Source organism: Candidatus Nitrosotenuis chungbukensis (assembly GCF_000685395.1).
GTDB classification, from domain to species: domain Archaea; phylum Thermoproteota; class Nitrososphaeria; order Nitrososphaerales; family Nitrosopumilaceae; genus Nitrosotenuis; species Nitrosotenuis chungbukensis.
This window is the reverse complement of the sequence record NZ_AVSQ01000012.1, coordinates 146,649-158,783: the sequence shown is the minus strand read 5'-3', so window position 1 is coordinate 158,783 and position 12,135 is coordinate 146,649. Positions and strand designations below refer to the sequence as shown.

Below are 12,135 nucleotides of genomic sequence, written 5' to 3'. Positions count from 1 at the left end.
TTAAGGTGTATTACAGAATCTTCCATGAAAATCTCATTTTTGGAGCAAGTCATCTATTGAATACAAGTTTTGTATAGTATGCATGTGTGGCTTCATCTCTTGTACCTTCCATGACATACAACCTATTTTGTTTTCAACCAGCAGTTGGTATTGGTATCAAAGATTTTTTCTTCCAGGTAAATGAAATTCCCAAAGCGATAAAGTAAATGGATGCACCAAGCATCATTGCAAATGATGCACCAAACAAAATTCCCACAGTTACAGACAAGACTGCACCAAAAACTGAAAATGCGCCATTAATTGCCCACATCCAGGGAACCTTTGTAGCAGAATATGATTTTACAAGTCTCATGGCAGAAGGCAACGGCATACCCATCAAAAATCCCACCGGGAAGAGAATGGCCACACTAATTAGAGATTTTACGATAAATTGCTCTGAGATAATAGAGTAAATTAGAGTCGGCAGTAACATGGCGTAGGAGAATCCCAGTACGATTATTCCAGATATTACGAACGTTAGGTTTCTCGTGTTGTGTTTTACTATGCGGCTGCTTGCAAAGCTGCCAATCCCGCTAGCTATGAGAATTGTGAACAGCAAAATGGCAAATGTCATTGTGGGGTTTCCCAAAAGGAGAATCAATTTTTGTAGCAATGAAAGCTCGATTAGAATAAAACCCATTCCCAATGCGGCAAAATACAAAGCGGCAGTTCCAGTCTTTATCTCACTTTTTTCAAATTTGTTCTTTTTGAGCCAGACGTAAGGACCTAGAAGAAAGACCGCTACGATTGCAATGCTAATGTAAATCAATGTCTGTAGGACTTGAGGTATCGGTTTCTCAAATGACAAAAAGAATGGACTGTCATCAGTTACAAAATGAGCTTTTGTTTTGAACATCGCATAAAACTCATCATAGGATAGTTTGCCATTCAAAAAGTCAGAATATGGCTCAACTAAGACCACATTTGGTATGAGAATAGGTTTGTAATTGCTTCTTTCAAAAGCATCAGATAGGAATTGGATCTCACTGTCTGTAAAGGGCGACTTTGAAAATATCACCATTGTCACACTTGGATCCTTTGTTATCGAATCTGAGCTTACAATCACAAGATGTTTCGAAAGGTCAGTACGCGGAATTCCGTTTCTTTCAAGCAGTTCAGAGAACGTTGAAACAAATCTAGGTGAATCCATAAGCCACCTGACTGCAATTATTTTCCCATCAGATTCCAAGTGATCATAATATTCTTGAAAACCTTCTATAGTGTAAAGGAAATTCTCAGAAACGCCAAGACTTCCTGATGAAACTGAGGCCCACGTGTCTACAAACGGTATGTAGATAATGTCGTATTTTTCCTGAGATCTCGAAATAAAGCTTCTACCCTCATCTACGTAAGATCGTACGTATTGATGCGTGTACAGGTTTCCCGCTCTGTCGCCGTAGCTTTTGACAGTTTCAAAGATTATTGGGTTTATCTCAACAGCCGTAACGTCTGTGCTTCCACTGGATAGTGCAGCGACAACATCCCTGCCCCCGCCAGATCCAATAATGAGCACCTTTGGGTCAATCTTCATCTTAAACGGCAGATATTGCATCCAATTCGAGAGTTCTTTTCTGCTATTGGTATTTCCATCCCAAGAAATTATGTTAGTGCCAGCCCCGCCGTCGATGAAAATCTTTGCGACAACTTCTGTTTGCGAGCACTGTTTTTGTGAATATGGATCTGCATTACCGGCACAGTTACCGGTAATTCCCTCGACTACATCAATTCTTGAAAAAGAATTCCATTGTGTCTTTACAATGTGAGAGCCGGGGTTTTCCTTCAAAAACAGCGGCAAGTCTTTTTGTGCGGCAGGATCAGTTTGGATTGAGAATATCGGCATTGTTTCGTTGATAAACAAAAGCGACGATGCAAACGCAATAAACACAAAACTGATTAAAATTTTCTTCCTGCTTTTTGCCACAATGGAAAAAATGGTAGCGCCAATAGACGAGACAAGGCCTACCATCAAAGCAGTTCCCTCCCCACCTAGTGCTGATAACAACAAAACAACTACAACTGCACCCAGGGATGCGCCAATCAGGTCTGCCGCATACAGCCTTCCAGCAACATGTGCAAAGGCGTTGAATGCAGACGAGATTACTATTCCTATAAAGAAAAATGCGCTTGCAAACATTAGCATATACAGCGGCAGGTAAGTTATGCGAGATGCCAGAGCATGCATGACAAAAAGAGTCAGCGGAATCATCAGAGTTATTCCAAGTGATGCTATGATTGTGAGATTGGCAGCCCAACCTTCCTTGATTTTTCTCAACCAATGATGAACCAATAGTCCGGATGAGCCCAAGCCAACAAGTGCAACTGAAACTGCAACAAAGGTAAAGTGGTACGAGATAGCAGCTGAAAAAATCCTAGTGATGGCAATCTCAAGTACAAGTCCTGCCAATGAGATTAGAAAAATGCCTGAAAACATCATTCTTTTATTAATTAATGATAATTCCTGAAATGCCAAACAGGGATTCGAATTTTCTAACGCATATTACTGTTGCGTGGCATTTTAGAAACGATCTTATCTATTGTTTTTTCCTATCTTCGCACCAGAGTAACAAAGTGTAATCCCTCAACGTAGAACTCCCCAGAACTCCAGTCCAAGAAACACTGTGTCTCCCATATGGCTACGATGATCCCAGATACTATCAATATAATAAATTATTTTTCAGGATTTACTTTACTTAATAGCAGATTCTTAAGTCGTGCTACTGATTATTTTAAGGGAACCCTTAATATGGCAAAAATTTTTGGAATCCTTGGGCCGGTAGCTCAGCATGGATAGAGTGCTGGACTTCTAATCCAGTGGTCAAGGGATCGAAGCCCTTCTGGCCCGCTTTTTAGATTTTCAATAACTTTGCCAAGTAAAAAAAATACGATCCTAACAAGCGATGTTTGAGAGATTTACATATTACGCACTTGTCTTTATATAGAAAAGATACTGTTGTAACATATGCAAAAAGCACACAAAGTGCAGGAAAAATTAAATCCGGAAATTGAAAAAAAATAAAACTGATCGAATCTGGTAAAATAAAGGGCAAGGTCTACACTCCTGAAGAATATCTCAAGCACGTAGATGAGATTCTAAAAGAGTAAATTTGTGGCTAATCCAACCATTTGATGACACAATAGACAAAAAACTAAAGAAATTCAAATCAAATCAGCCGCTAATCAAGAACTTTACAAATTTTATTGAGGATCTGAAAACTACAGACGATCCAGCTAGACTAGGCGAATCAAAACATGGAATTTATAAAAATTGCATTGGAAAACACATAATAAAATCTCATACTTTGATTTACCATGTTGACTATTCAAAGGGAATAGTATGGCTAGTTGATCTTGATGATCATAAAAATCTGTACGGCAGGACAACAGATCCTAGATATCACTTTATAAAACTGGAAAATACGAATGCCTCGTGAAAGAAATCGAGATTGCGCTAGAGTCACTTGACATAAGGAAGGATTCGGAAATTAGGGGAACGATAAACGTGAACTATTCAGGAAAATATGACAGCATCGTGCTAAACACGCAAATCCTAAACTCTAACGAACTGATGACATTTACATCATATAACGGAAAGAAAATCTCGCAAAAGGCATCCAGACTATTTATCAGCAAGGAATCGATGCCTCAGAACAAGGCCGAGTTTACCGCCGTAATATCGTTTGACACCACCCAATCTCACGACGTAAAGTTTCGTGCATCCATAATAGAACAGCACAAGGAAATTGAAAATGACGTCTTGTTTGCTAGGTATTCCTAGAACCTTTGCTTTGTTATCTCTAGCGAGCCCTTCATCCACGGATGCGGTGTGCAGTGATATTCAACCACGTTTGCCTCTGTGAACAAGAACTCGTACGTCTCCCCTGGCTTTATTACTCCAAGTGATCCAAAGTCGCCGCTGTACGAATCCTCCATCCTATGGTCAGGAGTCACAGTATGCGCAGTGTCATCATTGTTTGTCCACACCACGTGATTGTCAACTCCAAGCTGGATGTTCACCAGTTTTGGAATAAAATTGTCTACCTGCTCAGGATTTGCAGAGCCCATGATTATGCTTATCTCAGATTTTCCCACGGGTTCCAGTATTTCGTGGGAAACTTTGGGCTTGGCTAGAGATTCTGGAAGGTAATACATTTGATAATATCCAACGCCGACTGCAGCCCCAATAATTACTGCCATGATTCCAATTCCGTATGCATGGCTGGATGTAGGAGCGCTCATCGGCTTTTGTGATTTTTAAAAGTCTTATAAAGTTTCTTGAGAAAATTATGAGGTCTCTGCCTTTGGTGCTTCCTTTGATTCCTTTGGAAGTTCCTTTGGCGTTTCCTTTGCTACCTCTGGTGTTTTCACATGTTCTGGAGCTGGCGGTGGGGGCGGGGGCTTTTTTGCCTCAGAGAGCGCATATCGGTATATGTGGAACAGTCCTGCAAATACCATCAGAATTACGCCAGTGAAGAACAATGATAGATTATTCAATCCAGAGAGGGCCGCGTTGTACGCAGCTATGTTCAGGTAGACTTGGAATGCAATCAGCCCGACAAGCACCCAGTTGAGCCATTTTTGTGAAAGTTTTATCTCTGCTACCTTCTTTGGCCCCTTTTCCTTGTTCATCTTTGCTTTTCGCTCCGACTCTTGTGCCAGCTTGATCATCATGTAGCTGAACCCAAAGCCAATTGGGACTAGCAGTATCATTACCAGATAGAAGAATATTGGATCGATTACCAGCCTCTGGACCAGAGGAATTGTGGTGTCAGACGGTATGTAGAATCCCCAGTACGTGGTTACCATGATTTGCGCAATTCCGGTTATTCCAAACGCAGTTACAAGCGGCCTGTCCTTCCAGGAGAACTTTTTGTACCTGTCCAAGAACGGAACCAAAGCCAGAGCGCCGATGAACAGTCCGGGCCAAAGCACGCCGGTTACGAACTTGTCATACTGCGTCCTCAAGAAAGCGTACAGGCCAGTCAGGTACCACTCTGGAACCGTGATGCCAGGCGGCACCGTTGGCTCAAACTTGAATCCCATGTCTATTGGGAACACGCCTCCTGTCAGGAGTATAGCTCCAGATATTGCCATTACCATCGGCACGTCAAATACCATAAATCTCGGGAAGTGCACCGCCATCAGTCCAAGCATCACAAGTGGCAAGACAAAGACGTGTTGTGCATAGAACCTAAGGACAAAGTCGGAGAATCCCGAGCCAAACATGGTGTCCCGTATTACGGGCCCTGCAATCGGGATAGAGTTAGTCAGTGACGCCGCAATACTAATTGCAAGCTCGGCCCGTTCGCTAAATATTATATCGTAACCGGTAAATGCCTCAAGAATTGTAACAGTGCCCAGTATCACACCTGTGACCCAGAGAACCTCGTTTCTGATTTTGTATCTGCCGCTGAAATACTGATAGTACATGTGGAGTATTGCCAAAAGTACCATTGCGTTTGACCCGTGATAGTGGATGTTTCTTATGTGGAATCCAAACGGAACCACGTCGTTGATTTTTGCAACGCTGTCCCACGCCCTGTCAAGGATTGGCATGTAGTAGAACATTAACAGTGCGCCAGACACTCCAAGAATTACAAATACGATAAACGTGAGCATCCCTAAGAATCCAAACGGACTTACGAATCGAGATGGGAATGAAAACTTGATTCCGGTAAATATGGTTCTGTCCAGTCCGTCCCACAGCCAGTAAAAGAAGCTCACCGCTCCCGTTCGTCTATTTAATGAAACGGCCATATCCCACTACTCCATTGTCGTTTGGTGTAAATTTTGCTGGAAGAATCCACAGGTTTCCGTCAGTATCTGCCTCCAAATCAAGTTTTGGCAGCGTATTTGACGGCTCTGCCTGCAACGATGCCGGTCCTGCAAACGCAGTTCCGCTCAGAGGATTGTACTGGCTTCCGTGACATGGGCACTCGCCTCTTTTACGGCCCTCTTGCGGCCAGTACTTCCACAAACACCACAAATGCAGACATACCATGCTGTATACCCGAAATGCGCTGACGTCGTTTGCGCTTCCTCCTAACTCGTCTGGTAATCTAATAAACTGCCACTTGCGAAACGCCTCCTCGTCTAGGACCCTGTCTCCAGATGAGGGATATGTGACTACCTCGGCGTGATTTACTGGAAAAGTGTGAACGTTTGCCTGGTTGCCGTCAGGAAGAATTACTTTGACTTTTTCTAATTTTGCAGTGTCCGGGTTTGGCATGAACTTGCCCCACGGCACAAAGGGCGCAAATGTGAGGGCGGTTCCCGCCGCACCCATCAATTTAAGAAAATCCCTTCGTGACAAGGCATTTGCGGCATTATCAGGCATATTATTTCACTTTGCGTAAAATAACGTGTAAAATAAGCCTTTTTTCAACTTTATACCTACACCAAGTATCGCACTTTCGATCTAAAGGCAAAATTAGGTTTAATGCCAAACAACGCATAATGAAGTATTGGCTTGGATAACATGTCGCATTGACGATTTGGAGTCATGTTATCCTCGAATTGTACAGAATTATTCAAGATTTGTACTCGAAAATTTGCTTGTGAACCATTACCGGACGTCCGGTAACCTCTTCCTGCTTCATTGATCTTTCTGGGATCTTCACAGGCGTTACTTCCCACAGTTCCTGCGGTAGCATAATATCATAATTTGTAATTCCAAAGATTTCTAATCCTTTTTTCAAAATATTGATTGCTGCGTTGTGATCCCTATCAAGTATCAGGTTACACACATTACATCGGTGGATTCGAATAGACGGGGATTTTGGTACCATATTTCCACACCGTGAGCATTCAACACTTGTGTTTTTTGCTGGAACCTCAATTACCACACACTTGTAATCAAGCATCTTTGTAAATATACCCCAACTAGAATCAAGAATATTTCTTGCAAATTTGTGATTTTTTACCATATTTAATTTTTGTAACTTTTCCACAAATACAATATTGTATTTTTTTGCATATTGTGTCGATATTTTGTGCAGAAAATCCTTACGCCTGTTTTTGATGCGCTCATGGATTATTCTGTAAAACCTCATGGTTTTTTTTCTGTTTTGTGATCCAATCTGTCTTCGCGCTATTTTTCTTTGAACTCTTGCTAGCGGTTTTAGCATTTTTTGCAGGTTCAGTGGATTTGGTGTCTGATGTCCGTCAGAGTCATATGCAAAATTCTTGATTCCTACATCGATGCCCGTAGATTTTGTCAGGTTGATTTTTGGTAACTCCACATCTAGATCATATGTGATACACGTATACCATTTTCCCGATTTGGATTTTATTACCATTACTTGTTTGACGCATGTATTTTCAGGAATTGATCTGTGAAGTATGATTTTGATTTTTCCTATCTTGGAAAGATACAACATATTTTGCGTTATTCTGAATCCAGACTGATTGTATATGAAGGTCCTATATTCTTCATACTTTGCAAATTTTAAACTACCCGTCTTGTGTCCATTTTTATGCAATTGCATTATTGCCTTTTGTGCACCATCAATTTGTGTAGATATCATTTGCAACATTTTAGAATGACATGAATAGAGCCAGGATTCTGATTCTTTTAGTTCTGTTAAGAAATAATTTAGATCGTTTCTTGTTTGAAATTTCTCTTTGTTTTTCTTCAAAAATTCTATCATTTTGTTGTAGGTCCACCTACAAGTGGAAAGTGTATCGTCTAATTTCTTCCATTGTTCAGTATTTGGATATAGTCTGAATTTGTAGGTTCTCTGCAAGTGCTCCAGAATATGTTTTAAATTACTTGAGTATTTTGTTGCGTGTTCTGTTGACCAGATCTTAGTAATTCATACAGATTATATCTTATCAGGCAATCCATTTAATCATGGAACAAATAATATCTTGTTTCAGTGTTTTGATGATTTTCTTGATTTTTCACTAAAAATGATAAAACCAGTTATCACGATCGCAATTCCCAGTGAAATCCACAAAAGCACACTGTCAATGCCAGTTGGCGCATTGCTAGAACTGGCAGGCATGATAACAGATGGAACGGGTGACGCGTATGGTTCAATGTCAAAGAAGATAGATTGCTCTGCCGTATTGCCTGCCAGGTCTTTTGCAGATATGGTGACTTTGTGTGATCCAAAACCTACATCGTCTGCAGAAATTTGCAAAAAGGCCTCATTTTGCAGGACAGTTCCATTTGGCAGAATTGCAGAAAACTCGTCTAGGTTGTCATCTAGTACAGCATAGTCAAGGATTAGTTCAGAAATTTTTGTGTTATTGATTGGTGATTTTATGAGAATCTCAGGCGCTGTCCTATCGAGTGTAAACTCAAATAACCCAGTTGACGTGTTTTCTGACTCGTCTGTTGCTATGATTTGCAATTGATGCTGTCCCTCAGGTATGACATCATCATCAAGCGTGATCTCATTCCCATCCAGTATGTATTGTACAGAATACGGGCTCTCGTCAGTTATGAGAGGGGCAGGAAGGCTGTTTACAAATTTTGCCACTTGGAAAGATATCTGCGGTGCAGTAGAATCTGCAAACATTGAGGAAAACTGCGCAATCACATGTACGGGTTCGGTTGTTGATTTTCCGCCAAACAAAGTAGAGTGAACAAGCATCGTGTATACGCCGGTCTGGTTTATCGGTGCAAACAATACTGTGGACGTATTGTCCTTGTTTTTGACAGGGTAGAACCCCCCTCCCTCGCTAAATATGGATGTGCCAAGCCAGTCAGATGTGGGCCAGTCTATCAGCTGCCCAAACACTCCTGGCGGAACGTTTGACTGGATTATCTTCCCCTGCGGATCAACTACAAACACAGAAAAGTTTGTGTCAGGATCCTTCCAGGACATTTCTATGGAGGCAGAAGTGATTTTGGGATTCTCTACGTCAAAATAATACTGCCGCCAGTCCCCTGCATTATACCGATTGATCATGTCAAATGCCCCCTTGACATAGCCGTTCCCATACATGACATCGTCACCTGACGCGCCGGAAATCACTGCAAGCTGCTCGCGTGTTATTTTTGACACCACGCCATACGAGACAGGGACGTTTGCAGTGTGATTGTTTCCCACAAATGAGATGAACCCCTGGTACAGCCCCGGTTTTTTGTCGTTTGGAATGTTTACTGTGGCAGTCACCTGCGCTGTTCCCTTTGGAGGAATGGATACCATCCCAGTGTCAAGCCAGATGTCATTCCAGTCTGCCTTTTTGTAGTAGCTTGCAGAAAGGGTATAGTCCATCGATGTTGCGTTTTTCTTTGTCTCGCCAAGCCAGTACGAGTACCTGGTAGGTACAGGATACACCCCGACTAGCGGAGTTCCCTCAAACTTGGACTGCGGGTCAGATATTCGCGTTTCTGTCACCGTTCCCCAGGTGCCTGCCCTGTTTACCATAGACAGCTCGTCGCTTTCTATTTTCTTGTCCTTGTCCCTGTCAGACCAGTCATAGACATACAGCGAGGCGATTTTGATGTCGCCTGCGTACATTTTCTCAGTCTTGTTCATAAAGTCGCCAAACGGGAAGTTCAGGTTCAAGACCAGAAGCGACGCGTCATCTGGGATGGTGCTGTTGTCATAGTATGACGACAGCGTGTCGTGCGATTTTATGTCAGACAGTCTGACATAGTCTGGCCTGTACACTCCGGATTTGTTCATAACGCTGTCTGAGAGGCGCATTTTGGTTGTCAGGTTGAGCTGCGAGTTTTCAATTAGCTGGATTTTCTGCGGAATTATTTTGATTGATATGGGATGATCAGTCGGGTTTTCAATTGTAAACGTAGTTGAGCTTTTCTCTCCCCTGTCCAGTCTTCCTGCAAACCAGCTTGTCTGGCCGTATGTTTTTTCAGGAATCTTAAACTGGGGGATTCCTAACGACGTGGAGTTTAGATTTGCTATCGGTATGTCAAGAACTTTTTTGATGTTTTGGTATGTCGAATTGTTGTGGACTAGAAATATCCCGTTATCCCCGTTGACGAAACTTACTGCCCTGTACGCATTTGCAAGCCCTGAGCCCTGCGTGAACGGATCGTTCTGAAGGTCAGTCGCAGTCGACATCAGTATGTTTTTTATTTTAAAGGGATCATAGTCCTCCAGTTTTTTTTGCAGGCTCTCCATCAGGATCGCGGCGGTGCCAGACACCAGTGGCGCTGCCATGCTAGTCCCCCCAAAGAGGGAGAACGGTTCAAGTTTTGAGGTCGTTGATTTTTTCAGAACGTTGCCCGGGGTAAAGCCGTACGCCCCGGTGTTCATGAGATCAGGCTTTGGGTCCCCGATTATGCTTGGACCCCTGCTTGAGAAATCAACAACGTCGTTTGCGTGAATGGTGGTGTTTCCAAATCTTGGCTGGTCCTTAAACGAGCCGTATCCTACATAGACATTGTTTGTAGTTGCGCCGACTGCGATCCCAAACGGTGCGGCATTTGGCAGCCCTATGGTACCATACCCGTGCCCCGCATTTCCTGCGCTTGATACGATGGTTATTCCAGGATATCGCTCGTCAATTGAGCCTGGGACGGACAGGACGCTTGCAATCAGGGATAAAATGTCAACGCCCGGGGACGCCTTTAGGGACGGAAAATTAGAAACGCCCCAGCTGTTCGATATTATGTCTGCCCTAGGCTTTCCTGAAAACTTCCACGTGCTGTTTTGGTTATCAAACCCAGACGCCCAAAGCCAGCCGTATACGGTGTCGCCAAACCACAGAGCCTTGACCGGGATTATTTTTGCACCGGGGGCGATTCCTGGAAGCGTGTACTTTTTGGTGTTATTGTAAATGTCATACTGCTGTACTCCCCTTGACGCAATCGACGCGGCACTTGCGGTTCCGTGCCCCACAAAGTCGTTCATCACTCCAAAGAAGTTCCCGCCTGCATCAAGGCCTGGCAAGAGCGTCCCGTTTGTCGCCTTGAGGACCTTGTCAATTGACGACTTGTTGTGAGATATTATGCCATACACGTCTACCACCTGGGCGCCAACTGTTCCCGCCGAATAGTCCAGCTTTCCGTCCTTGTCAAAATCATAAACCAGAAATTCGTTTCCGCCGCCAATTTTAATTGGGGACTCGTCTGTAAAGTCAAAGTCATAGCTTGGCTTTTTCCCTTTTAGCTCAAATCTGGTATAGTCCTTCCACGAAGTGGACATGTCAGGAATTATCGTATCGTACAGTCCTGGAGTGTGAGAGTCAACCACCAGTACCGGCACTGCCTGGACGCTTGCAAACGGTCCCTGTACAGTTCCCTGGTATATCAGCCCAAAGTGGTACACGCCGCTTGATGACTTGATGTAATCATGAGAGTTTTTGCCAATTTTGTAATCATCTAGAATGGTTCCATTAAATACGGGTGCGATTCCGTTTGTTGGGAAAAACGAATTGTACATGGAGACTGCGGTTCCCTTTCCGTTTTGCTTTAGGTTCAAAAATACGCCCTTATTTGTCACATAGACGTTTGACGTCGTGTTCTGGTTTAGCTCTTTTGACTTTTTTACCGCATAGGACTTTGTGGTGTTCTCAATTGTTCCGTGCTTGTCTATCTTGGCTAAAAACGTGGCATTTGTGATTATTATTCCCTGTCCGTCTGGGTCAAGCATGATGGGCTTGTTGTTTTTGTCTCGCGCAAGCGAGTCCTTTAGGTCGGGATTTGAAAAGTCAACTCCGGTATCAACTATTGCGATTTTTATTCCGGCGCCGGTGTAGTTGTATTTTACATACGCCAGCTCAGATCCTGTCGCTTTTCTGATTTGGCTAATCTCCCCGTATTCCTCAGAGTCGTACTGCAACGGAAAGTCCCTTACCACGTGATACCCTTGGGAGTCAAGCATCAGAGCGGTTTGCTCCGGGATGGTAACTATGGAGAAAAATCCATAGTCGGAGCTTATCCCAGATATGTTCGGAATGGAATCCCCAAGGTCGCTTATGTTTCCATGCCCAAATACCAGGTATCTTGATATCTGGTAGCTTTGTGTCGTTTCCCTTGGGATTTGCGCCAATTCGGTAGTTTGCGTTATCTCAGACGGGATGGCTACCCTGTCAGTTTCCAGAAATCCGTTTGATGTCTTTACGGTTGAGACTAGCAGTATGATTAGAATTATCGGGATTATTTTAGACATGATACCG

General features: G+C 43.1%; 8 protein-coding genes and 1 tRNA gene. 3 read left to right on the top strand and 6 right to left on the bottom strand.

Annotated elements, in window-relative coordinates; genetic code table 11:
* Positions 1-133: 133 nt before the first annotated feature.
* A complete protein-coding gene (locus tag NKMY2_RS03660) occupies positions 134-2,509 on the bottom strand; it encodes a spermidine synthase family protein (RefSeq protein WP_157832435.1) in 2,376 nt (791 codons plus the stop codon).
* 297 nt (positions 2,510-2,806) lie between these two features.
* On the opposite strand from NKMY2_RS03660, the gene NKMY2_RS03650 reads away from it, so the two are divergent.
* From NKMY2_RS03650 to NKMY2_RS03640, 3 genes are all read left to right on the top strand, one after another.
* Positions 2,807-2,881: transfer RNA gene (locus NKMY2_RS03650), tRNA-Arg, on the top strand.
* Between the two features lie 262 nt (positions 2,882-3,143).
* On the top strand, positions 3,144-3,470 hold the full coding sequence (locus NKMY2_RS03645; protein ID WP_042684633.1) for a hypothetical protein: 327 nt from the start codon (positions 3,144-3,146) through the stop codon (positions 3,468-3,470).
* Complete coding sequence (locus NKMY2_RS03640) at positions 3,467-3,814, top strand: hypothetical protein (protein ID WP_042684631.1); 348 nt, start codon at positions 3,467-3,469, stop codon at positions 3,812-3,814. The genes NKMY2_RS03645 and NKMY2_RS03640 overlap by 4 nt, the downstream gene beginning before the upstream one ends.
* Here NKMY2_RS03640 and NKMY2_RS03635 read toward each other — a convergent pair.
* The 5 genes from NKMY2_RS03635 to NKMY2_RS03615 form a co-directional block, all read right to left on the bottom strand.
* The gene (locus tag NKMY2_RS03635) at positions 3,811-4,275 is read right to left on the bottom strand and encodes a cupredoxin domain-containing protein (RefSeq protein WP_042684629.1); all 465 of its coding nucleotides are present in this window, start codon (positions 4,273-4,275) and stop codon (positions 3,811-3,813) included. The genes NKMY2_RS03640 and NKMY2_RS03635 overlap by 4 nt on opposite strands.
* Before the next feature lie 45 nt (positions 4,276-4,320).
* A complete protein-coding gene (locus tag NKMY2_RS03630) occupies positions 4,321-5,793 on the bottom strand; it encodes a cytochrome b (protein ID WP_042684802.1) in 1,473 nt (490 codons plus the stop codon).
* On the bottom strand, positions 5,774-6,373 hold the full coding sequence (locus NKMY2_RS03625; RefSeq protein WP_042684625.1) for a twin-arginine translocation signal domain-containing protein: 600 nt from the start codon (positions 6,371-6,373) through the stop codon (positions 5,774-5,776). The genes NKMY2_RS03630 and NKMY2_RS03625 overlap by 20 nt, the downstream gene beginning before the upstream one ends.
* A 193-nt stretch (positions 6,374-6,566) precedes the next feature.
* Positions 6,567-7,781, bottom strand: coding sequence for an RNA-guided endonuclease InsQ/TnpB family protein (locus tag NKMY2_RS03620; protein WP_076613377.1), 1,215 nt, complete (start codon positions 7,779-7,781; stop codon positions 6,567-6,569).
* A 129-nt stretch (positions 7,782-7,910) separates the two neighbouring features.
* Complete coding sequence (locus tag NKMY2_RS03615; RefSeq protein ID WP_052347490.1) at positions 7,911-12,128, bottom strand: S8 family serine peptidase; 4,218 nt, start codon at positions 12,126-12,128, stop codon at positions 7,911-7,913.
* Positions 12,129-12,135: the final 7 nt, after the last annotated feature.

Bases quoted from the DNA above. Each gene is read 5' to 3' on its own strand.
- NKMY2_RS03630 (WP_042684802.1), bottom strand. From the start codon at position 5,793: ATGGCCGTTTCATTAAATAGACGAACGGGAGCGGTGAGCTTCTTTTAC.
- NKMY2_RS03625 (WP_042684625.1), bottom strand. From the start codon at position 6,373: ATGCCTGATAATGCCGCAAATGCCTTGTCACGAAGGGATTTTCTTAAA.
- NKMY2_RS03615 (WP_052347490.1), bottom strand. From the start codon at position 12,128: ATGTCTAAAATAATCCCGATAATTCTAATCATACTGCTAGTCTCAACC.
- NKMY2_RS03635 (WP_042684629.1), bottom strand. From the start codon at position 4,275: ATGAGCGCTCCTACATCCAGCCATGCATACGGAATTGGAATCATGGCA.